Source organism: Flavobacterium sp. P3_A6, assembly GCF_056403035.1.
In genome coordinates, this window is the sequence record NZ_JBFUGG010000025.1 from 42,806 (window position 1) to 65,581 (window position 22,776).

19 protein-coding genes are annotated in these 22,776 nt (G+C 33.2%); 12 read left to right on the top strand and 7 right to left on the bottom strand.

Annotated elements, in window-relative coordinates:
* Positions 1–190 precede the first annotated feature (190 nt).
* The 5 genes from AC1DVP_RS18555 to AC1DVP_RS18575 all read left to right on the top strand — a co-directional run bounded on the left by AC1DVP_RS18555 (position 191) and on the right by AC1DVP_RS18575 (position 6,358).
* Complete coding sequence (locus AC1DVP_RS18555) at positions 191–733, top strand: DUF4199 domain-containing protein (RefSeq protein WP_477184968.1); 543 nt, start codon at positions 191–193, stop codon at positions 731–733.
* A 3-nt stretch (positions 734–736) separates the two neighbouring features.
* Positions 737–1,693 carry a glycosyltransferase family 2 protein gene (locus AC1DVP_RS18560; protein ID WP_477184969.1) on the top strand — a complete coding sequence of 319 codons (957 nt, stop codon included), beginning with the start codon at positions 737–739 and terminating at the stop codon, positions 1,691–1,693.
* A gap of 261 nt (positions 1,694–1,954) precedes the next feature.
* Positions 1,955–3,682 (top strand): phospho-sugar mutase, encoded by a 1,728-nt coding sequence (locus AC1DVP_RS18565; protein WP_477184970.1) that lies wholly within the window; start codon positions 1,955–1,957, stop codon positions 3,680–3,682.
* 80 nt (positions 3,683–3,762) lie between these two features.
* On the top strand, positions 3,763–5,589 hold the full coding sequence (locus tag AC1DVP_RS18570) for an ABC transporter ATP-binding protein (RefSeq protein WP_477184971.1): 1,827 nt from the start codon (positions 3,763–3,765) through the stop codon (positions 5,587–5,589).
* Positions 5,590–5,656: 67 nt separating this feature from the next.
* The gene (locus tag AC1DVP_RS18575) at positions 5,657–6,358 is read left to right on the top strand and encodes a hypothetical protein (RefSeq protein WP_477184972.1); all 702 of its coding nucleotides are present in this window, start codon (positions 5,657–5,659) and stop codon (positions 6,356–6,358) included.
* A gap of 195 nt (positions 6,359–6,553) precedes the next feature.
* On the opposite strand, the gene AC1DVP_RS18580 is transcribed toward AC1DVP_RS18575, so the two are convergent.
* The 4 genes from AC1DVP_RS18580 to AC1DVP_RS18595 form a co-directional block, all read right to left on the bottom strand.
* The gene (locus tag AC1DVP_RS18580) at positions 6,554–7,090 is read right to left on the bottom strand and encodes a hypothetical protein (RefSeq protein ID WP_477184973.1); all 537 of its coding nucleotides are present in this window, start codon (positions 7,088–7,090) and stop codon (positions 6,554–6,556) included.
* Positions 7,091–7,194: 104 nt separating this feature from the next.
* Positions 7,195–7,917 carry a hypothetical protein gene (locus tag AC1DVP_RS18585; RefSeq protein ID WP_477184974.1) on the bottom strand — a complete coding sequence of 241 codons (723 nt, stop codon included), beginning with the start codon at positions 7,915–7,917 and terminating at the stop codon, positions 7,195–7,197.
* Positions 7,918–8,225: 308 nt separating this feature from the next.
* On the bottom strand, positions 8,226–10,646 hold the full coding sequence (locus tag AC1DVP_RS18590; RefSeq protein WP_477184975.1) for a TonB-dependent receptor: 2,421 nt from the start codon (positions 10,644–10,646) through the stop codon (positions 8,226–8,228).
* Between the two features lie 54 nt (positions 10,647–10,700).
* Positions 10,701–12,395 (bottom strand): M23 family metallopeptidase, encoded by a 1,695-nt coding sequence (locus AC1DVP_RS18595; protein WP_477184976.1) that lies wholly within the window; start codon positions 12,393–12,395, stop codon positions 10,701–10,703.
* Between the two features lie 481 nt (positions 12,396–12,876).
* Between AC1DVP_RS18595 and AC1DVP_RS18600 the strand changes: the two genes are divergently transcribed.
* From AC1DVP_RS18600 to AC1DVP_RS18615, 4 genes are all read left to right on the top strand, one after another.
* The gene (locus tag AC1DVP_RS18600; RefSeq protein ID WP_477184977.1) at positions 12,877–13,167 is read left to right on the top strand and encodes a hypothetical protein; all 291 of its coding nucleotides are present in this window, start codon (positions 12,877–12,879) and stop codon (positions 13,165–13,167) included.
* A 10-nt stretch (positions 13,168–13,177) separates the two neighbouring features.
* The gene (locus AC1DVP_RS18605; protein WP_477184978.1) at positions 13,178–13,471 is read left to right on the top strand and encodes a cell division protein ZapA; all 294 of its coding nucleotides are present in this window, start codon (positions 13,178–13,180) and stop codon (positions 13,469–13,471) included.
* A 207-nt stretch (positions 13,472–13,678) separates the two neighbouring features.
* Positions 13,679–15,241, top strand: a complete 1,563-nt coding sequence (gene rny, locus AC1DVP_RS18610; protein WP_477184979.1) for a ribonuclease Y — start codon at positions 13,679–13,681, stop codon at positions 15,239–15,241.
* Between the two features lie 117 nt (positions 15,242–15,358).
* Complete coding sequence (locus AC1DVP_RS18615; protein ID WP_477184980.1) at positions 15,359–15,937, top strand: Uma2 family endonuclease; 579 nt, start codon at positions 15,359–15,361, stop codon at positions 15,935–15,937.
* Positions 15,938–15,971: 34 nt separating this feature from the next.
* On the opposite strand, the gene AC1DVP_RS18620 is transcribed toward AC1DVP_RS18615, so the two are convergent.
* From AC1DVP_RS18620 to AC1DVP_RS18630, 3 genes are all read right to left on the bottom strand, one after another.
* Complete coding sequence (locus AC1DVP_RS18620; RefSeq protein WP_477184981.1) at positions 15,972–17,474, bottom strand: PAS domain-containing sensor histidine kinase; 1,503 nt, start codon at positions 17,472–17,474, stop codon at positions 15,972–15,974.
* A gap of 84 nt (positions 17,475–17,558) precedes the next feature.
* Positions 17,559–18,455: a site-specific tyrosine recombinase XerD gene (xerD, locus tag AC1DVP_RS18625; protein WP_477184982.1), complete on the bottom strand. Its 897-nt coding sequence runs from the start codon at positions 18,453–18,455 to the stop codon at positions 17,559–17,561.
* 78 nt (positions 18,456–18,533) lie between these two features.
* Positions 18,534–19,133 carry an outer membrane beta-barrel protein gene (locus AC1DVP_RS18630; RefSeq protein WP_477184983.1) on the bottom strand — a complete coding sequence of 200 codons (600 nt, stop codon included), beginning with the start codon at positions 19,131–19,133 and terminating at the stop codon, positions 18,534–18,536.
* 254 nt (positions 19,134–19,387) lie between these two features.
* Here AC1DVP_RS18630 and aroQ point away from each other — a divergent pair, with 254 nt between their 5' ends.
* From aroQ to AC1DVP_RS18645, 3 genes are all read left to right on the top strand, one after another.
* Positions 19,388–19,801, top strand: coding sequence for a type II 3-dehydroquinate dehydratase (gene aroQ / locus AC1DVP_RS18635; RefSeq protein WP_477184984.1), 414 nt, complete (start codon positions 19,388–19,390; stop codon positions 19,799–19,801).
* Between the two features lie 86 nt (positions 19,802–19,887).
* On the top strand, positions 19,888–22,362 hold the full coding sequence (locus tag AC1DVP_RS18640) for a DUF5686 and carboxypeptidase regulatory-like domain-containing protein (protein ID WP_477184985.1): 2,475 nt from the start codon (positions 19,888–19,890) through the stop codon (positions 22,360–22,362).
* 217 nt (positions 22,363–22,579) lie between these two features.
* Positions 22,580–22,776: transposase (locus AC1DVP_RS18645; RefSeq protein WP_477184986.1), on the top strand; the 197-nt coding region annotated here is incomplete at its 3' end.

Here is a 22,776-nt window from a genome sequence, read left to right on the forward strand (position 1 = left end):
TTCTAACAGAAAAGGTATAAACTCGTTATAACTTTTTGTTTTACAATATTATTTTGAGTTTGCAAATTTACACTTATTTTTTAATATACAAACCTTTGCATTACTTTTTTTATATAGACGTAAAAATCATTTTATACACTCCAATATATTGGGAATTGCTATATTTGTAAACTAATAAAAAAGAGCTTTTATGGAAAAAAGTACATCCCCAGCTAAATCTGGAATTATTTATGGTGTTTTGTTCGGTGTCATTATGGTTTTAGAATTTACAGTTATGTATGTAATTGGAATGAGATCATTGGTAAATACTCCTTTTGGAACAATTGTAAACATCGCCAATTACCTTATTTTACCTATATTATTCATATATATAGGTTGCAACGGTTATAAGAAAAACATAAATAATGGATTTGTAACTTTGAGCGAATGTCTTAAAATTGGGGTTTCCATAACATTTATTGCTGCCGCTATTTATGCTACTTTTAGTGTTATTTTTAATTTTATTTTCCCCGAATTCGTTGATGAAATGGTATCAATTGCTAAAGACGGAATGCTAAAAAGCAATCCAAATCTTACCAGCACACAAATGCAGTCAGGTTTGGTTATGATGAAAAAATTCATGAATCCTCTTATTGTTTTCCCAGTGACTCTTGCAATGTATTCTTTCATTGGTTTATTTTATTCTCTCATAGTAGGTGTAATTTTAAAAAATGAAAAACCTCAAAGTCTCTAATTAATGAATTTATCTATACTCATCCCGCTTCTTAATGAAGAGGAATCTTTACAAGAATTGTACACTTGGATCATTTCGATAATGAAATCTAACAATTATAGTTACGAAATCATTTTTCTGGATGACGGAAGTACAGATGAATCCTGGAACATTATATCAGGATTTGCCAATGAGAATCCAAATGTAAAAGGGATTCAGTTCATGAAAAATTTTGGAAAGTCCCAAGCTTTACATGCTGGTTTTGCTAAGGCAAAAGGGGATGTAATTATCACTATGGATGCCGATCTGCAGGACAGTCCGGACGAGATTCCTGGTTTGTACGAAATGATTACCAAAGAAAAATACGACTTAGTTTCGGGCTGGAAAAAGAAACGCTACGACTCTGTTGTAGCCAAAAATCTTCCGTCGAAGCTATTTAATTGGGCAGCCAGAAAAACATCGGGAGTTGAATTGAATGATTTTAACTGCGGACTGAAAGCCTACAAAAATGTGGTAGTAAAAAACATTGAAGTATCTGGCGAAATGCACCGATACATTCCGGTTTTGGCCAAGAATGCCGGTTTTGGCAAAATCGGCGAAAAAATTGTGCAGCATCAGGCTAGAAAATATGGAGAAACTAAATTTGGGATGGAGCGTTTCATCAATGGTTTCTTGGATTTAATAACGATTTGGTTTCTTTCCCGATTTGGAAAAAGACCTATGCATTTATTTGGCGCGGTTGGTTCCTTAATGTTTATCATTGGTTTTTTCTCCGCAGGATATATTGGATTTTCAAAATTATACCATATGTATAATGGCATGAAATATACTTTGGTTACTAATAATCCGTGGTTTTTTATAGCCTTGACAACGATGATTTTGGGAACGCAATTATTTTTGGCAGGATTTCTTGGCGAAATTATTTTGAGAACCAAAAACAATGAAGAACGATACAAAGTTTCGACTGAGGTAAATTTTTAACAGATTAAAATCTTAGTACAAATTTGAATGTTAGAACCTGATTGGCTTGACTAGCCCTGATAGAAGTGAAAATCCTTTTTATTTTTGCCACCAAAAATAAAAAGATTACTTCACTTAATATTTATTTCATAGGAGTCCAGTGAACTTCGTTTGTAACGGATAGCAGGGCACGAGCGAAGCGAACTGACGAAGTAATAGCTCCTAATAAAACTGACATTTTTACTTATATAAAATAGATTAACAACTTAAACTAAATATATAATGCACATAGCACAAAACATTTTAGACGCAGTAAACGAATGGTTAACTMCTACGTTTGATAATGAAACTCAAGTTGCCATAAAAGAATTGATGACGACTTCTCCAAAAGACTTAGAAGAGAGTTTTTATAAAAATTTAGAATTTGGAACAGGCGGAATGCGCGGTGTAATGGGAGTTGGAAACAACCGCATCAACAAATACACGCTTGGAAAAAGCACACAGGGACTTTCAGATTATCTGCATAAAGTTTTCCCAAATCAGCCAATAAAAGCAGTTATTGCTTTTGATTGCCGTCATAACAGTAAATCTTTGGCTAAAGTAGTTGCCGATGTTTTCTCGGCAAATGGCATTCAGGTTTATTTATTTTCGGATTTAAGACCAACACCTGAATTATCTTTTGCTCTTAAATATTTAGGCTGTCAATGCGGTATTGTATTAACGGCTTCTCACAATCCTCCAGAATATAACGGTTACAAAGTATATTGGGAAGATGGCGGACAAATCGTTCCTCCGCAAGATGGAGATATTATCGATACTATTGAAAAATTGAATTACAACCAAATCAAATTTGATGCAAACGAAGATTTGATTCAATATATAGATGCCGAAGTTGATCAGGCTTTCATCAAATCGACTATTGAAAATGCTAGTTTTGGAACTTCGCAAGAAGCTAAAGACAATCTAAACATTGTATTTACTTCTCTGCACGGAACCTCAATTACTGCTGTTCCTGAGACTTTTGCACAAGCAGGATATAAAAACGTAAATATTGTTGAAGAACAAAGAGTGCCAAATGGTGATTTTCCAACTGTTAAATCTCCAAATCCTGAGGAACCGGAAGCTCTAACATTGGCATTGGCATTGGCAGACAAAACCAACTCGGATATTGTTATTGGCACTGATCCTGATTGTGACCGTTTGGGTGTTGCTGTTCGAAATAATGAAGGCAAAATGACCTTATTGAACGGAAACCAAACCATGATTTTGATGACCGCTTTTTTATTGGAAGAGTGGAAAAAAGCAGGTAAGATTAACGGAAAACAGTTCGTTGGTTCTACTATTGTTTCTACTCCAATGATTATGGAATTGGCTTCTGCTTATGAAGTTGGATTCAAAGTTGGTTTGACTGGTTTCAAATGGATTGCCAAAATGATTAAGGATTTCCCAGAATTAGAATTCATCGGTGGCGGAGAAGAAAGTTTTGGATATATGGTGGGTGATGCAGTACGTGATAAAGATGCCGTTGCGGCTACTTTATTGATTTGTGAATTAGCAGCTCAAGCCAAAGCTAACGGAAGCACGGTTTACAAAAAATTATTAGAACTATATGTAGAGCACGACTTTTACAAAGAGCATTTAATTTCGATTACTAAAAAAGGAATGGAAGGCTTGGCAGAAATCAATCAGATGATGATTTCTTTGCGTGAAAATCCATTAAAAGAAATCAATGGCCAAAGAGTCGTAATGGTTGAAGATTACAAATCATCAATTGCCAAAAACTTGTTTACTGGCGAAGAAGAAACTATAGATATGCCAAAAGCAGATGTATTGATTTACTATACGGAAGACGGATCTAAAATTTGTGCAAGACCAAGCGGAACAGAGCCTAAAATTAAATTCTACATCAGTGTAAAAACCGAGTTGGATTCGGTTGAAAATTTCACTAAAGTTGAGAAGGTGTTAGATGAAAAAATCAAAAATATAATTACTGCAATGCAATTGAGCTAAAATACTATTGCCTTAAATAAAAATAAACCCGACATTTTCTAAAATTGTCGGGTTTTAATGCCTAAACAACAACTTAAATAATGAGCAATTTCAAAAAAATAGTTCCTTTTATATATCCGTATAAAAAATATGCCTTCTTAAATATCTTTTTTAATGTTTTATATGCTCTTTTTAGCACTCTTTCATTTGTTGCTTTAATACCGATGCTTCAAGTATTATTTGACAAAACGAAAGAAAATAAGGTAAAACCGGTGTTTAAAGGAATTTTAGAACTTAAAGAATATGGTGAAGATTATTTGAGCTATTACATTACTACAACCAAAGGGACTCATGAATCTGGTTACGTTTTATCTATAATGGTTGCAATTATAATTTCGATTTTTTTATTAAAAAACTTAGCCGATTATTTAGCCATGTTTTTCATCACTTTTTTACGAAATGGTGTTTTAAGAGACATGCGAAATGCTTTGTATAAAAAAACATTAGAACTTCCATTAGCTTTTTATTCTGAAAAAAGAAAAGGAGATGTTATTTCGAGAATATCTGCAGATGTAAACGAAGTGCAAAACTCCTTTTTGGCTATACTTGAGCTTATTGTAAAAGAACCACTTACTATTATTTTTACAATAGCCGCAATGTTGCTTATTAGTGCACAGCTAACCATATTTGTTTTCATTTTCATTCCTGTCTCAGGATACATAATTTCATTGATTGGAAAACAGCTGAAAAAACAATCTACAAAAGCACAGCAGGAACAAGGAACTTTTTTATCAACTATTGAAGAAACAATTGGCGGATTGAAAGTAGTAAAAGGATATAACTCTGAAAACTACTTCAATACCGTTTTTCAAAATTCTACAGAACGTTTTTTTACATTATCAAACAGTATTGGCAATCGCCAAAACTTAGCCTCTCCTGCCAGTGAATTTATGGGGATTACTGTAATTGCCATATTGCTTTGGTACGGAGGCCAAATGGTTTTGATCGACAAAACGCTTGAAGGCGCTGCGTTTATTGCCTATATGGGATTAGCTTACAATATTCTAACTCCTGCAAAAGCCATTTCTAAAGCTTCATACGGAGTAAAAAGAGGAAACGCAGCTGCAGAACGTGTTTTAGAGATTTTAGATCAGGAAAATCCGATAACCAGCAAAGATGATGCAATTGAAAAAACCTCTTTCAATTCGGAAATTGCGATTCAAAATATCAATTTTAAATATGAGGATGAAAACGTCCTAAAAGACTTTTCTCTTACTGTAAAAAAAGGTCAAACTGTTGCCCTTGTAGGACAGTCAGGAAGCGGAAAAAGCACCATTGCCAATTTATTGACCCGTTTTTATGATGTTCATGAAGGAACAATTTCAATTGACGGAATTGCCATAAAAGACTTGAATCTGCAGTCTCTCCGAGGTTTGATGGGATTGGTAACCCAAGACAGCATTTTATTTAACGATACCATAAAAGCGAATATTTCATTAGGAAAATTGGATGCAACCGATGACGAAATTATAGAAGCTTTGAAAATTGCCAATGCTTATGAATTCGTCCAAGATTTACCTCTTGGAATTTATACTAATATTGGAGACAGCGGTAACAAACTTTCCGGAGGCCAAAAACAGCGTCTTTCTATTGCTCGTGCTGTTTTGAAAAACCCTCCAATTATGATTTTGGACGAGGCAACATCAGCTTTGGATACCGAAAGCGAAAAATTTGTACAAGTCGCTCTGGAAAATATGATGCAAAACAGGACATCGATTGTAATTGCGCACCGTCTTTCGACTATTCAAAAAGCAGATTTGATTGTAGTTATGAAAAAAGGAAAAATCGTAGAGCAAGGCAAACACGAAGAACTCATTGCAATGAATGGCGCATACAACAAATTAGTAACGATGCAATCACTCGAATAATGATTTTAGATTTCAGAATGCTGATTTTAGATTTTTGACAAACTAAAATTTTTAAATCCAAAAAGCAATGTACCATAATAATCCTAACATAAAACTTCCGCAAGATCAAGATACCATTGTATGGAAATATCTGGACTTGTCGAAGTTTTTGGATTTATTGCTTTCGCGAAAATTATTTATGTCGCGTTCGGATAAATTTGAAGACCAATATGAAGGTACTTTCAGCGAACCAACATTTGAAGAAATCAAAAAACTCTCCATCGACAATCCTGATTTTTTAAACTACTACAAAACACATCGGGAAAAAGTAGCTATAAGCAGTTGGCACATCAACGAATATGAATCGTTTGCAATGTGGCAGATTTTTACCCAAAACAGTGAAGGATTGGCCATACAGTCTACAATAAAAAGACTTCAAAATGCTTTGGTTCCCGAAAAAAATTACAAGCAGTATATTGGCGAAGTCAATTATATCGATTACAAAAAAGAGTACATTCCGTTTGATGATTTGTTTTTTCCTTTTTTGTTCAAACGAAAAAGTTTCCAATACGAACGCGAGGTACGAATCATTACAGACGTGACCAACAGCAATATCAAATTAAACGATGGCTTAAAAATAAATGTAGACATTAATCAATTGATCGAGAAAATTTACATTCATCCCAAATCCGAGAACTGGTATAAAAATTTGGTAATTCAATTGGTAACGCAGCTTGGATTTGATTTTGAAATAGAAAAATCAGATTTAGAAAGCGATATTTTGATTTAGGATTTGGGGGAAGTGACACGAATTATCACGAATTTTTTTTGAGTTTTAAAAAATTAACATCTCTGGCACTACACTACAGTGGGTTTGGAACTAAATTAAGCTCTCTTTTCAGATTTGCCAAACATCCCAAATAAAACTAACTTTCGATTAAGCCTATTGCCCAAATACATAGGAGTAGCTGTTGGTTGCAGTAACTTATAGATTTGCTATATAATCATAATCTTCTAACTTTTTTAATAAATGTTCCTCAATCAAAATGATTTCCTCTACTTTGTCAACAAGTTTTCTTATATATGAAAGTCTTATTTCAGTTGTTTTATTTGAACGCCAATTACGCCCCATTCTTATTCCATTTTCAAAATTTTCCCAATAATCTAATTTAGATTCCCGGCAAGTTATTATTATATCATTATCTTTTTCAATTGGTTCACTCCAAACACCGTGAATGAATAAATTTCTAGTTTTTTTAATATTAGATATTTTGTCTGTTAAGCCTTTAATTGTTTTCTCTTCGTATTGCTTTAAATCAGTTAATTTTTTTAGCATTTCGATATTTTGCGCAAGTGTATTTCTTTCAAATAGCGTATTAGCTAATACAAAATCAGATGTAATTAATTTTCCAAGAATTTTGAGCAAATCTGCTTCCATTTTGGCAAAAAGAGTTGACAAAAGACCTAAAAAAAAATAGACTTCTTTTTTATTTTCGGGTGTGTTCTTATACTTTACGGTCATTAAATTTGTCGTTTTTCGGTGTTATTTCAACCAATTTGTATGTTGGCACAACTCATGCCCAACTTTTTCTTTTATAATACTATACTGAAAGAGATAAAACCCAATTAAATAGGATTATAGCTCTCTACTTTCCAGTCTTTATCGACCAAATTGATGTAATTGTAGTGCACTACATCTTTACTGTCAAATTTTCCATTTTTATTGGTATCTTCTACAGTTCTAAAGTATAAGCGATTCTGAGATTCAATCAAATTCCAATCTATCAATTCTTGTAAATCAACTGAAACTTTGGTGAATTTCTCTCCGCCAATTTTACTCAAATACAATGTTGTAATATCACTTACATCGAGTTTTCCATCTTTATTGGTATCCATATCCATCAGTGTATAGACCATAATCTGTTTATTGATTCTATCAGAAACCGTTTTCAAGTAAGTCGCCGTTTGAATCAAAACAGGTTTGTCTGTTAATGCTTTTATGGAATCAGAACCTATTTTTTGAAATTTAAGATTCTGAAGATAACCTGTAATTTCATACTCGGATGCATTTGATATTGTAAAACTCAAATCATTCACACTCGACGAACCATATTTATTTTTAGATCCTTTTTCATAAACACTCAAATCACCTACTGGATGAATCAAATAATTGGTTCCCTGCATTTGTAGAGGCAAATCGGCAATTTTTATTTGAGTAGAATCGACTTTAGTAAGTTCACGCACTGTTTTTGAAGCATCGTAAGTCACTTTCGGCTTTTCTGTTTCTTCCTTACAGCCCGCTAAAAGCAAAAGCGAAATTCCAATATAGACAAAATGTGATGTTCTCATAATTATTCTGATATTAAAAAATAAACTCAAATGTAATCATTTTTAAAAATGGAAAGGAAATATGCAACAGATTTATTAATTCCAATAATCCCAAAAAAAGAAACTATAACCTCATACCATTTGCTTTAAAAAAATCAGACCCTAATTACACCAATTTACACGAAAAACATTTGCATAAATTTTCTTCGTCAATTTCCCATCAGACTTGAATCAAGAATTCTTAAAACTGATAAAATCCGTGAAATCAAATTCTAAAAACAGGATTCAATTTGTGATAATTCGTGAAATCTGCGACAAAATTACTCTTTCTATAACCTCGCATTCAATTTCAAATTAAAAACTCTGGTTGTCATATAATTGGGAATCGCATATTCGGTTTTGGTATACACATCCCTAACCCAAGTATTGGTAATGGCATTTTGATTATTAAAAAGATTAAAAATTTCAAAACCTAATGATAATTCCTTTAAATTCTTTAAAAACTTCTTAGCAGCTAATCCTGTTCTTTGATCAATAAAAACTTTGGAAAAACCAACATCAACCCGTCGGTAATCATTCAGTCGGTTTTGATATAAATACGGATCAGAATAAGAAGGCGAACCTCCTGGTAACCCTGTGTTATACACCAAATTCAAATACAATTTCAAACTTGGAATCTTTGGCATATAATCTTGGAACAACAGACCAAACTTTAACCGTTGATCTGTTGGTCTGGCGATATATCCTTTGTTATCAATATTCTCTTCGGTTTTTAAATATCCAAAACTAATCCATGAATCGGTTCCGGGAACAAACTCTCCATTAAGCCTTAAATCCAAACCCTGCGCATAGGCCACAGCGTTATTCTTGGCCAGATAACGTATTCTGACATTATCAACCGTATAAGGATTTACATCGGTCATTTTTTTATAATACCCTTCAGTTACTAACTTAAAAGGGCGTTGCCACATTTTAAAACTATAATCATTCGCTAAAACTACATTCACTGATTTTTGAGCTTTGGTATCGGGCTGGACTACTCCATCATAATCTCGTAATTCTCTATAAAATGGAGGCTGATTATAAACACCAACAGTAAACCTAAAAAGCATTTCTTTTTCCCAATCTGGCTTTATGGCAAATTGAGCTCTTGGACTAAAAACTGTTTGAAGCTTTCCGTTCAAATTATCTCCTGAAACTTCCCAGCTTTGCATGCGGACACCTAGATTGTACCATATTTCATTTGTTCCTAAATTATCTTTTCGGTTCCATTGCGTATAAGCCGAAAATCGGTCAATATTAGCAAAATTAGTGGCTTTTACATATTGATACGGAATTAATAATCCATCATAAGGCTGATAAGGTTCATCGTTTTTAGGCAATATTATTGGAGGCCGGATTGAAAAACCCGCCGAGTCTATTACTTCCCATTCTGAAATTCGGTCGCGAATTGATTCCCGAGTGTATTTTACCCCCCATTCGATTTGATTTTCTTTCCAATTATTCAGGCCTTTTATTTCTAAATTAGCAATTAAAGCATCTAAATCGTTACGGGCGTGATTGAGCTGAGAACCAATTCCTCTTGAAAACTGAATGCCGCCATACGTATCGGATCCAATATTGGTATCCACCTCACCTAATCTATATTGCGCATAAATATCAAAATATTCCTGTTCTATAGTATGAAAAACAGATCCAATAAATTTTAAAGAAAAAGAATCATTCACCTGATAGGCAGTTTTTACTGCGCCAAAATAGGTATTGTACAAATCTTTCTCTTTGCCTTGATAATAGACAGCAAGTGCCATAGGCTCATCAACCGTACCAAAATTTGTCTGACGTGTAAGTGGTTGGTATAAATACTTATTTTGAGAAATATTCCCCAGAAAACTCCATTGCCATTTGGCCGAGGCTTGGTAATTAATATTGGTTTGCATGTCTGCAAAAGTTGGAGTATAATTCGTTTGGGTGTCTTGGCTATTGACAAGAAGACTATTGTTTCTATATCTGATTCCGGTAATTGCAGACCATTTCTTGTCTTTAGACGACAAATCAACTGCAAGACTTCCGCCTAGAAAACTCATTTCTAAAACAGCTCCAAACTTCGTCGGATTTCTATAGATAATATCCAAAACGGAAGACATTTTATCACCATATTTTGCCTGAAAACCTCCAGCCGAAAAATCAATATTCTGAACTAAATCAGTATTAACAAAACTCAGACCTTCCTGTTGTCCTGAGCGTATCAAAAAAGGGCGATACACTTCAATATCATTGACATAAACCAAATTTTCGTCATAATTCCCGCCTCGCACACTGTACTGAGTGCTTAGTTCATTATTGGAATTTACGCCTGGCAATGTTTTCAAAACGTTTTCGATACCAGCATTGGCGCCAGGAATAAACCGAATGTCTTTGGCTTCAAAAGTAAGAATCCCTTGAACCGTTTTTTTATTATTATTAATGACGACCTCCCCCATCTGTTCCTCCTGATCATTCATATACATATTAAATACATATACTTCATTAGTTTGCAGAGAAACTTTAAGGCTGGCTTTTTTTAAAGAAACATGAGTAAATTCGATAGTAACATTTTGATTGGATGGAATAGCAATCTGATAAAACCCTTTTTCGTTAGTTTGAGTGCCATTGTTTGCACAAATCACATTTACGCCTTCAACAGGAACATTTTTTTTGTCCAAAACAACTCCTTTAACAAAAGCTGTTTGAGCAAATGAAGTTATTCCCATCAGCAAAAAAATAAAACAGCGTAGTGATTTAAAAATATTCAATTTTTTTTGTTTTTATTGTTTTTGACTTCTTAGAAAATGAGTTTCAAAGATAGCAGAATTACCTACATTATCAATAACCACAACTTTTAATTCATTATCGCCCTCAGCAACAATTCCGTCACTAAAATTATGAGTCAAAAGATTCGTTTTATTATCATATTCCATTAAAATCCATTTCCCGTTCAGATAACCATTATAGGATTGTATTCCAGACAAACCATCCGAAATACGAACTTGAAGAACCTTTTGATTATCCAATCTTTTCCCTTCAATAGATTTTGAGATGGCAATCACCGGAGCAATCGTATCCAAAACCAGTTTATACTGCCCTAAAGTTTTAACTCTGGTTTCATAAACATTATTCTTTTCGCGAGTAGAATTATAGCTTATCCCATCCCCCGAAATTCGGCCTATAAAAACTTTATCCTTTTTATCAGCATAACTGTCATTCTCCATTGTTATTGTAAAATTAGTATGGGCAGGAACAGTATCATCATGTGCTGTCAATACATTATTTTTTACATCAAAATTTAAATCAAAGTCATTATAGAATGTTCCTGCAGGAAAAAAAACAGAACATTTCTCTTTTTCAAAAAAACAATCCTTAGATGCTTTCACTACATAATTGGAAACAACAGGTTCTTTTTCGATTATGGCCGAAAGTGAATCATATTCAACCGGAATAGCAATTACCGTTTTGTTTCCGTAAAAGTCTGAAACTTCCAAACGGCAAACATTAGCCAAATTTGGAGTCACAGTAATAATGCCGTTAGATTCATCCGTTTTTATAATGCTTAAATTATAAGGAGGATTCATGAATAGCTTTTGGATCCTTTGACTTGTTTTTTTATAAAATGAATAATCGATTAACGCATTTACATAACGCATTTCATCAAACGCATAAGTATTGAATTGGTATCCGAAAACAGATTTTCCGTTATTAGACAAATCCACATTGAACACACCATTTTTATTAAACGACACATCATCATAATCGAAAACCGTAATTCCAAAACCAATCTTCCCATTTGCAGCCACTTTATCTGCCAAATAAGTTCCGTCTTTTTGCAAAGACAAATTAATAGGAATGCGCCGTTGAGCATGATTTACAGCAGTTTTAGCATCTAAAGGGTACACATACAAATTAGACACCATTGGTTTTTTGGTATCCTGCATCAAAGTATCAAACCCAAAAAACATTGGGTTGATTATTTTCTCCGTTTTGGTATCTCTAAATTCGAAATGTAAATGTGGTCCTTCAGATGCACCTGTATTTCCGGAAAGAGCAATCAGCTGTCCTTTTTTAACAGGCATCTGATTGGGTTTAAAATACATTTCAATTTCAAAAGACTTCTCTCTATAATGTGTATGCTTTATAAAACTTTCAATAGAATCGGTGGCTCTTTGCAAATGCCCATAGACCGAAGTAAAACCATTTGGATGATCGATATAAATCGTTTTTCCGTTACCGAAAGTAGAAATCTTAATCCTCGACACATACCCATCTGCAACTGCATACACGTTCAATCCTTCTTTTTGAAGGGTTTTCATATCAAAACCGGCATGAAAATGGTTAGGTCTCAATTCTCCAAAATTTCCTGACAACTTCACTGGAATATCAAGAGGCGAACGAAAATAATCTTTAGGATACTCAACTTGAGCAAAAAGAGCAGTAGAGAATAGTAACAAAAAAAAGGAAAGTTTCATATGCAGTTATATATCATTTTTTATCGGCTATCTGGAATTAACTCCCATTTTATAATTTTACACAAAACTATATTTGATTTTCACAATCAACTTGCATTTATGCACATTTCCTGTAATTCATTTTTGCTAAGATAAAAAAAGCAAGCAAAACCCACAAATCTGAATACGCATATTAATTTTTGGGAGCAGCAACATAAGGCGTTTTCAGCAATATGGTACCTGCTCTACACTATATCTTTGCTTTTTTAAAGAAAAAAAGCAAAGGATGCCGTTTTGATCAGGGCTAAAAAGATAAACATTTAGGCTTTTTTGCAAACTGCGACATTTACAATCGAACTCATTTCATACGCAAAATCAAATCAATACATAATAAACTGATTTTTAGATAATTGATTATTTTAACGTAAAAAAATCAATAAAATATTGTAATAATAAAAAGGAATACTAACTTTGTAAGATTAAGTAATGAATAGGAATTATAATGAGTGTGATTGCAGAAATAATTGATACTCTTGAAAATAAGATTGGAAAACTTTTTCTAAAAATACAAAGTTTAGAGAAAAACAATCAGGATTTACGTTTAGAGTTAAAAAATACTGCTGTGTTAACACAAAATCAATCCAAAGAGATTGAAGCGCTAAAAACACAATTAGAAACACTCAAAATAGCCAATGCATTATTAGGCAGTGACGACAATAAAAGAGATACAAAGCTTAAAATAAATTCAATAATTCGTGAAATTGATTACTGCATAGCCCAGCTATCAGATTAATAAAAGATACATGGACGAAAAGCTTAAAATTAAAATATCAATTGCTGACAGAGTTTACCCGCTAACGGTAGATTTCTCTCAGGAAGAAGGACTGAGAAGTGCTTCTAAAAAAATTGATGCAATGATTAAGCAATTTGAAGAAAATTATGCTGTAAGAGACAAACAGGATGTATTAGCCATGTGCGCTTTACAATTTGCTTCTCAAGCAGAACAAAAACAGATTGACAATGCTATAAATGGCGACGAAACCATTGAAAGATTAAACAAAATCAATTTGCTTTTAGACGAATATCTCGAAAATTAAACGTTCTTTACAAAGACTAAGATACTGCCTACATTAGTTCATATTGGTAAACTCAACACTAACAATTTAGAATGAGCAAATCATCACTACTAAAGCATGCCACGCTTCGGCGAGGAAACTTGAACAGTGAGTTAGCTCAAAACTTGTCTTTTCGAGTTTATACAACTTCTGATGTAGGCTTTTTTTATATATAAATTTTTAACAAACATGGACATCATAACAATAATTATTTCAGGAATTACAGGTATTGCACTAGGATTTGGCATTGCCAAAATCATCGAAAAAAGCAATATCTCTAATTTGATTAAAAGTGCTAAAAAAGAAGCCACATCTATACTAAAAGATGCCAATCTTGAAGCAGAGAACATTAAAAAAGATAAAATTCTTCAAGCAAAAGAAAAATTCATTGAATTAAAAGCGGAGCACGAACAAGTAATTCTAGCCAGAGACAAGAAAGTAGCTGAAGTAGAAAAAAGAGTTCGTGACAAAGAATCACAAATTTCAAATGAATTATCAAAAGCGAAAAAAGTAAACGATGATTTTGAAGCAAAAACTGCAGAATACACTTCTAAAATTGAAAATTTAGAGAAAAAACAGCAAGAGGTTGACAAACTGCACAAAAGCCAATTACAGCAGCTGGAAGTTATCTCCGGATTATCGGCTGATGAAGCTAAAGAACAACTGGTTGAAGGCTTAAAAGCTGAAGCGAAAAGCAAGGCAATGTCACATATCCAAGACACTATTGAAGAAGCAAAATTAACCGCACAACAAGAGGCTAAAAAAATCATTATTAATACCATTCAAAGAGTTGGAACTGAAGAAGCTGTAGAAAACTGCGTTTCTGTTTTCAACATCGAATCAGATGATGTAAAAGGCAGAATCATTGGACGTGAAGGTAGAAACATCAGAGCGCTTGAAGCTGCTACTGGAGTTGAAATTATTGTGGACGATACTCCGGAAGCGATTATTCTTTCCTGTTTTGATCCTGTACGTAGAGAAATTGCCCGTTTGGCATTACACAAATTAGTTACAGACGGACGTATTCACCCAGCACGAATCGAAGAAGTAGTTGCCAAAACAACTAAACAAATCGATGACGAAATCATTGAAGTAGGAAAACGTACCGTTATTGATTTAGGAATCCACGGATTACATCCAGAATTGATAAAAGTTGTCGGCAGAATGAAATACCGTTCTTCTTACGGACAAAATTTATTACAGCACTCACGTGAAGTTTCTAAACTTTGCGGTATTATGGCTGCCGAATTAGGATTGAATGTTAAGCTTGCCAAAAGAGCTGGATTGCTTCACGATATTGGTAAAGTGCCAGATGCAGAAAGTGATTTGCCACACGCTTTATTAGGAATGCAGTGGGCGGAGAAGTATGGTGAAAAAGAAGAAGTGTGCAACGCTATTGGTGCTCACCACGATGAGATAGAAATGAAATCATTATTATCTCCTATCGTACAGGTTTGTGATGCGATTTCGGGCGCAAGACCTGGTGCAAGAAGACAAGTTTTAGACTCTTACATTCAGCGTTTAAAAGACCTTGAAGAAGTGGCTTACGGTTTCAGTGGCGTTAAAAACGCTTATGCAATTCAAGCCGGTAGAGAGCTTCGTGTAATTGTTGAAAGCGAAAAAGTATCTGATGACAACGCAGCCAATTTATCTTTTGAAATCTCTCAAAAAATTCAAACTGAAATGACTTACCCTGGACAGGTTAAAGTTACTGTAATCAGAGAAACAAGAGCGGTGAATATTGCAAAATAGAACACAGAAAAACAAAATTATAAAATCCAAATTCCAATTATTTCATATTGGGATTTGGATTTTTTTATTTTATTAGTTTAAAAAAATTAACCTAACTTTATTTTTAAACTATTTGACATGGGACTTCCTGAAATACTATACATAAGCGAAAAAGAATATTTGGATGCTGAACGTATGGCATTGGAAAAACACGAATATTACAAAGGAGAAGTTTTCGCAATGAGCAAAGCTTCAATTCCGCATAACAAAATTTTTGCGAATGCTTTTTCGGAGATAGGCAAAAAATTAAAAGGCAAAAAATGCCAGCCTTTTGGGAGTGATTTAAGAATTCATATTCCTAAAAACACATTATTTACGTACCCTGATATTAGTATTATCTGTGGTGAAATAGAAACTACTGACGATAAATTTGACACCATAACCAATCCATCGGTAATTATAGAAATTCTTTCCTCTTCAACGAGAAATTACGATAAAGGAGAGAAATTTACTTTATACAGAGAAATAAATTCACTGCAGGAATATATCTTGATTGACTCAGAACGCATTATGGTGAAAAAATTCATGAGGAATTCTGATAATAGCTGGCAGCTTACTGAATACAAATCTATCGAACAATCCTTTAGTATCACAACCGTTGCTATCGAAATGCAATTGATGGCTATTTATGAAGGTTTGGCTATTTCTAAAACATAATTGAAAACAATCTTTATTTTTTTTTAGAAACAGATTAACCCTTTTTAAAATAAACCTTGAAAGTTGTACCAAAATTAAGAGTGCTTTCCACCTCAATTTTACCGCCCATATTTTCAATCTGATTTTTGGTTAGATACAGACCAACTCCTCTGGCATCATTGTTTCTATGAAATGTTTTATATAATCCAAAAATAGAATCTTTGTGTCTTTCTAAATCAATGCCCAATCCGTTGTCTTTTACATTCAAAATTACAAATTCATCATTTGGCTCAGTAGTAAAGACAATTTTGGCTTCTTTATTTGGGTCAGAATATTTAATGGCATTAGTCAATAAGTTCAGCATAATACTCTCTAAGTAAGCAGGTATGCAAAGTATTTTTACCGAATTAGGAACATAATTTAATACTTGAATTCCTTTTAACTTAATAGAGTCATGCAGCACATCTAAAACTTTATCAATAAAGCTATTGATTTTTAAAAGCTGCATATTATTCTCTCTCTCGGTATAAACACTGACCAAATCATTTAAGCTTTCAATCGTAGAAAACAGTTCATCGGATACAATTTGAATATTGCCCAGCGTGTCCGATTCTGACAAAAGAGCTTCTTTGTGCAAATCCAATAATGACTTAATATTACCGCTGTGCGTTCTTAAATTATGAGAAACGATATGGGCAAAATTAAGCAGCTTATTGTTTTGGACATTTACAATTTCGAGCATTTTAGCCAACTCAATCTCTTTCTCTTTTTGTTCGGAAATATCGGTATGAGTCCCAACAATACGCAAAGGCTTCCCTTCTTCATCTCTTTCTATAACTTTTCCTCTGTCCAGAATCCACTTGTATTTTCCTGAACACAAGACCCGATGGCAAGTTTCATAGAAAGGGATTTTATTATCAAAATGCAGATTAATGTTTCCGTAATACTCTTCACGGTCATCAGGATGAACCCTTTCGTCCCATTCTTCCGGAGCAGCAACCAAATCAGACTCTGTTAACTCCAGTATCTTCATTGACTCTGAAGAATAATACACTTTATTGGTAATCAAATCCCAGTCCCAAACTCCTCTATCCGATGCCTGCACAGCAAAATGATATCTTTCATCAGCTACTTTTAACCTAATTTCCTGTTCTTTCACTATCGTTATATCCGAAATTAATCCATAAAAAACTATTTCATTATGATCATTCTTTTTAGGTGTTGCATCAATACGAATCCATTTATATCCGCTTTGAGGCATCAGCAATCTGAAATCAATCTCCCATTTTTCATTGCTCGAAATAGCCTTTTCGTATGAATCCAAAAACATTTTTAAATCTGGTTCATAAATTTTATAATTGGATAAGTTATAAGAATCCTCCAGAAATTCTTGTATCGAAAACTCATCAAGAATTTCAATTGGTTTGCTCAAAAAATCGACAGTAATTTGTTTAAGAGAATTTACCCTTATCTGAAAGATTATATTCGGAAGCTGTTTTATCAGACTTTCGTATAATTTATTTAAATCTTCGGGGTTTTTATTGGCTGTAAAAATCATGATTTCGATACTTCTTTATGCATTAACAAAAATATCGAAACTTAAACAGATATTGTTACAAAACATTACAATTATTACAAAAAATCACTTTCTTGGATGATAGGCATTAATAACCTCGGTTAAATATTTCCTGTCCAAATGAACATAAATCTCAGTAGTCGTAATGGATTCATGACCGAGCATTAATTGTATAGAACGCAAGTCGGCTCCATTTTCTAACAGATGAGTAGCAAATGAATGCCGGAATGTATGCGGGCTAATTTTTTTACTCAAATTTATTTTTACAGCCAAATCCTTAATGATCGTAAAAATCATCGCTCGTGTCAATTGCTTTCCTCTTCTGTTCAAAAACAAAGTATCATCAAACCCTTTTTGAATATTCAGATGAACTCTCACTTCGTTTTTATAAATCTCGATATATTTTTGGGTCAAATCTCCTACAGGAACAAAACGCTGCTTATTTCCTTTTCCAGTAATTTTAATAAATCCTTCTTCAAAAAATAAATCTGATATTTTTAAGGAAACCAATTCGGAAACCCGCAATCCGCAGCCGTATAAGGTTTCCAGCAAAGCCCGATTGCGTTCCCCTTCATTTGAGCTCAGATCAATTGCCGAAATAAGCACATCAATTTCCTCGACTGCTAAAGTATCAGGCAGTTTACGTCCAGTTTTTGGAGATTCTATTAATTCCAAAGGGTTATCATTTCTAAAATCCTCAAATATTAAATAAGAAAAAAAACTTTTTAATCCTGAAATTATTCTGGCTTGTGATCTTGGGTTCACTTCCTTGGAAACAGCATAAATGAATTGCTGCAATGTTTCATCATTAATGGCTATAGGAGAAACCTGAATTGAATTTTGAACCAGAAACTGGCACAAACGTTCAATATCGAAAGAATAATTGTCAATGGTATTTTTAGACAAACCTCTTTCAATCTTAAGATACGACTGATAACTCTTTAGATACGACTCCCAATTCATAATGACAAAGTAAAGACATTTTAGCGCATAAAAAACCTCCCAAATGAGAGGTTTATATAAAACAGCAACTGTTTTAAACTACCATTTATACAGTAATCCAAATTTTGGCTGCGCAAAAATATTGTTAAACAAATTGATATTAATCACTAAATCACTTGTATTATCACCATTTTCTGGACTAGTATTATTATAACTCAACACTTCAGCCAGAGTAAATGTGGCCGCCCATTTTGGAGTAAAAAAGTAATTAATTCCCAAATCAATGTTTGCTTTTATGCCATTATTAACATTAGAAAAACCGTTTAAATAATTCAATTTTGTATGGTTATAACCTAATCCAGCTTCACCATAAGCCTTAAAATTTCCTAAACTCAAGAAATAATATCTTACAAATCCTCCAATCCCAAACGAATCCGATTTGTCAAGATTATTGCTGTTTGGCAAATAAGACACTGAGGCGTAATTAATATCTGCACCTATAGCCCATTTTTTATCCAAAAAATACCCCCCTTTTGGAGTCACTGCAAAATAATCATCACTACTGTCTCCTGTTGTTAAACTAATACCGCCTTCTATCCACATATCGCCTTTAGAAAAAGTAGCTTTAGGCATTGCTGTCTCTTGAGCATCTGCAAAATTAATTGCAAATACTATTACTAATAAAAGAATCTTTTTCATTTGTTTTGTTTTGTTTGTTAATACGATGATAAATGTACGAAAAGACAACAACTATTATATTAACAAAACCATCATTTAACAATAACTCATATTCTCTAAAAATCAATCTTTTAAAAAAATCAATTATTTAAAAACAAAAGAAAATTTTGTGTAACAAAAATATATCAAGCCGCTGAATTTTCAAGAACTATAGATTTTTTTCAAATAGCATTCAAATTCAGTGAGGATTATTTATTTTTACAAAAACTAAAATTATGAAAATTGCCATCCTTAATGGTCCAAACTTAAATTTACTTGGAAAAAGAGAACCCGAAATTTACGGTTCTCAAACATTTGAAGATTATTTTGAAATTTTAAAAAGCAAATTTCCTCAATTAGAATTAATCTATTATCAAAGCAATATTGAAGGAGAATTAATAGGTAAAATACAGGAATTAGGATTTAGCTATGACGGGATAATTCTTAATGCAGGAGCTTATACTCACACTTCTGTGGGTATTGGCGATGCTATAAAAGCAGTGACAACTCCAGTAATTGAAGTTCATATCTCAAACACGTATGCTCGTGAAAGTTTCAGACATCAGTCTTATATTTCCGGAAATGCCAAAGGAGTAATTTTAGGCTTTGGCTTAAAAAGCTATGATTTGGCCATTCAGTCTTTTTTGTAATATTTTTGTATAAACTTTAACAGAATCACCTCAATATTCGCGTAACATACTTACAAAAAAGCGTCAAACATAAAAATTCAAATTTTATGAAAAACGCTTTTTTGTACTTTTTACTAATACTGTCTTTCCATGTTTCTGCCCAAATAAAAGGTACCGTTACCGACGAAAAAGGGAATCTGCTGCCGCTTATTAATGTTTTTGAAGAAAACACTTATAACGGAACAACCACAAACGAGCAGGGAAAGTATCAGCTCCATTTAAAATCTGCTGGCAAGAATAAAATTGTTTTCCAATATTTGGGTTTCAAAACTCAAAAAATAGAAATTCCAACTGATAAATCTGCTTCTTATTTGGATGTAAAAATGATTGAAGAAAGCTATTCACTTAATGAAGTAGTAATTAATACAAAAAACAATCCTGCAAATGCGATCATAAAAAATGCCATTGCCAGCAAAAAAGAAAACACGAAAAAAACGTCACGTTTTAAAGCTGATTTTTATTCGAAAGGAATTTTCAAACTAAAAAATGCTCCTAAAAAAATATTTGGCCAGAAAATAGGCGATATGAATGGCGCTTTAGATTCTACTGGAACTGGCATTATATCTTTGTCTGAAACATTTTCTAAAATTGTTTATGAAAAGCCAAACAATTTGAAAGAAGTTGTTACGGCTTCAAAAGTAAGCGGGGACAACAAAGGATATGCCTACAATACTGCAAGATCTTCCTTTTATGACTTTTATGACAATACAATAAATTTTGGCATTAACATGATTTCACCTATTGCTGATAATGCATTCAGCTATTATAAATATAAATTGGAAAGCACTTTTACAGACGAAAACAATCAGACAATCAACAAGATAAAAGTCACCGCCAAAAGAGATAAAGAACCGGTTTTTGAAGGCTATATTTATATTTTAGAAAATTCTTGGGCTATTTATGCCATAGATTTAGACATAAAAGGCTACCGAATGAAAGAAGATGTTATCGATGTAATGACATTAAAACAAAACTTCAGTTACAATAAAAACAATAAAATTTGGGCAAAAAACACACAAAGTCTTGAATTCAATGCGGGAATATTTGGAATCAAATTCAATGGTAAATACACTTACGTTTACAGTAATTATGAATTTGTTGATTCTTTTGACAAAAAAACATTCACCAACGAGATTACTGCCGTCGATATAAATTCGAATAAAAAAGATACTATTTTCTGGAACGCGAACAGACCCATCCCGCTAACAAGCGAAGAAATCACCGATTATGTAAGGAAAGACAGCATTCACAAAGTCCGTAACTCTAAAAAATATTTAGATTCAATTGATAAAAAAGGAAACAAGTTTAAATTCTTTGATCCAATCACTGGCTATACCTACAAAAGCAGTTCAAAAAAATATTCCTTGGGGTACAAAGGCTTGCTTGACCTCAGCTCTCTTAGTTTCAATACCGTGCAGGGATGGAACTTTAATACCGGTTTCTCTTATTCCAACTGGAAGCAAGAAGAAAAAGGACGACGAACCAACATAGATTTGAAAATCAATTATGGTTTTTCTGATGATCGCCTTCGAGTTAGCGGAAAATATTGGCACCAATTCAACAATCAAAATTATGCGAATATAAAAATTGCTGGAGGAAACACTGTGGAGCAATTCAACAGGAATGAACCAATCAGCCCTTTTATAAACTCTATCAGTACTTTGTTTTTTAAGGACAATTACATGAAGTTATATAATTTGGAATTTGCCGAAATTGAGTATGGCCAAGATCTTGTAAACGGCGTTAATCTTAAAGGGAAAATTGATTATGAACAGCGAAAACCATTATTCAACACTACAGATTTTTCATTTTTCAATAAAGAGGATATATATTCTTCCAATAATCCCTTAGATCCGAATGACTTTACTAATCCTGGGTTCGAAAAACACAGTTTGGTTAAATTGAATTTGACTGCCAAAATAAATTTCGGCAATAAATATGCTTCACGACCAGACGGAAAATACAATATTAGAAACAATAATTACCCCACATTATACTTAGGACTTGAAAAAGGATTTGCCGGAACCGAAAAGAAATACGATTTTACTAATATCAATGCACAAATAAAATACAGCCATACTTTTGGAAACAAAGGAGATTTTGGACTGAATCTAAAAGCTGGAAAATTCTTTAATGCCGAAAATATCTCTTTTATAGATTACCAGCATTTCAACGGAAATCAAACTTATGTTGGGCTATCCGGAAATTATTTGAATGTATTTAATTTAATGCCTTATTACGCAAACAGCACCAATGACAGCTATTTTGAATTCCATACTGAGCACAATGACAGAGGATTTATAATGAACAAAATCCCTTTGTTAAACCTGCTTAAATCAAACTTAGTTATAGGTTATCATTTACTGGCAGTACCAAATACCAATCCCTATTCAGAGTACAGTGTAGGCTTGGACAATCTCGGTTTTGGGAAATTAAAAATGTTCCGAATCGACTATGTCCGTTCCTATCAAAACGGATTCCAAAATGAGGGTGTAATTGTTGGGATAAAATTCGGAAATTAGATTAAAAATCACTTAGTTCACATGGGCGTGACCCTCCGTAAAAACTACAGGTCGGGCTTTCCGTTCCCGCTTTTTTTATTTGGCAAAAAAACCAAATAAAAAAGAGCTCCACTGCAATCCCTCACGCGAGCAAGTGCAAGCCAACAAAATTAGTATAAATTAAGTAATTGAGTTATCAATTTAATTTCTGTAAATTAGTACCTTTAAATACTGACTTATGGATAAATTTAAAGGGCAAAACATACTGAATCTAGTAAAAGAATTCCCGAATGATGATGCTTGTAAAGCTTATTTGAGTAAAATTAAATGGATGGATGGTTTTAAATGCACTAAATGCAACTCAGAAAAAGGATGCGAAAAATCGGGTTTTAATTATCATTGTTATTCTTGTAATCATGTAGAAAGCGCTACTGC

What these genes read in the sequence shown, in the direction of transcription:
- AC1DVP_RS18555 (WP_477184968.1), top strand. Translation starts at nt 191, where the DNA reads ATGGAAAAAAGTACATCCCCAGCTAAATCTGGAATTATTTATGGTGTT.
- AC1DVP_RS18560 (WP_477184969.1), top strand. Translation starts at nt 737, where the DNA reads ATGAATTTATCTATACTCATCCCGCTTCTTAATGAAGAGGAATCTTTA.
- AC1DVP_RS18570 (WP_477184971.1), top strand. Translation starts at nt 3,763, where the DNA reads ATGAGCAATTTCAAAAAAATAGTTCCTTTTATATATCCGTATAAAAAA.
- AC1DVP_RS18575 (WP_477184972.1), top strand. Translation starts at nt 5,657, where the DNA reads ATGTACCATAATAATCCTAACATAAAACTTCCGCAAGATCAAGATACC.
- AC1DVP_RS18580 (WP_477184973.1), bottom strand. Translation starts at nt 7,090, where the DNA reads ATGACCGTAAAGTATAAGAACACACCCGAAAATAAAAAAGAAGTCTAT.
- AC1DVP_RS18585 (WP_477184974.1), bottom strand. Translation starts at nt 7,917, where the DNA reads ATGAGAACATCACATTTTGTCTATATTGGAATTTCGCTTTTGCTTTTA.
- AC1DVP_RS18590 (WP_477184975.1), bottom strand. Translation starts at nt 10,646, where the DNA reads ATGGGAATAACTTCATTTGCTCAAACAGCTTTTGTTAAAGGAGTTGTT.
- AC1DVP_RS18595 (WP_477184976.1), bottom strand. Translation starts at nt 12,395, where the DNA reads ATGAAACTTTCCTTTTTTTTGTTACTATTCTCTACTGCTCTTTTTGCT.
- AC1DVP_RS18600 (WP_477184977.1), top strand. Translation starts at nt 12,877, where the DNA reads ATGAGTGTGATTGCAGAAATAATTGATACTCTTGAAAATAAGATTGGA.
- AC1DVP_RS18605 (WP_477184978.1), top strand. Translation starts at nt 13,178, where the DNA reads ATGGACGAAAAGCTTAAAATTAAAATATCAATTGCTGACAGAGTTTAC.
- rny (WP_477184979.1), top strand. Translation starts at nt 13,679, where the DNA reads ATGGACATCATAACAATAATTATTTCAGGAATTACAGGTATTGCACTA.
- AC1DVP_RS18615 (WP_477184980.1), top strand. Translation starts at nt 15,359, where the DNA reads ATGGGACTTCCTGAAATACTATACATAAGCGAAAAAGAATATTTGGAT.
- AC1DVP_RS18620 (WP_477184981.1), bottom strand. Translation starts at nt 17,474, where the DNA reads ATGATTTTTACAGCCAATAAAAACCCCGAAGATTTAAATAAATTATAC.
- xerD (WP_477184982.1), bottom strand. Translation starts at nt 18,455, where the DNA reads ATGAATTGGGAGTCGTATCTAAAGAGTTATCAGTCGTATCTTAAGATT.
- AC1DVP_RS18630 (WP_477184983.1), bottom strand. Translation starts at nt 19,133, where the DNA reads ATGAAAAAGATTCTTTTATTAGTAATAGTATTTGCAATTAATTTTGCA.
- aroQ (WP_477184984.1), top strand. Translation starts at nt 19,388, where the DNA reads ATGAAAATTGCCATCCTTAATGGTCCAAACTTAAATTTACTTGGAAAA.
- AC1DVP_RS18640 (WP_477184985.1), top strand. Translation starts at nt 19,888, where the DNA reads ATGAAAAACGCTTTTTTGTACTTTTTACTAATACTGTCTTTCCATGTT.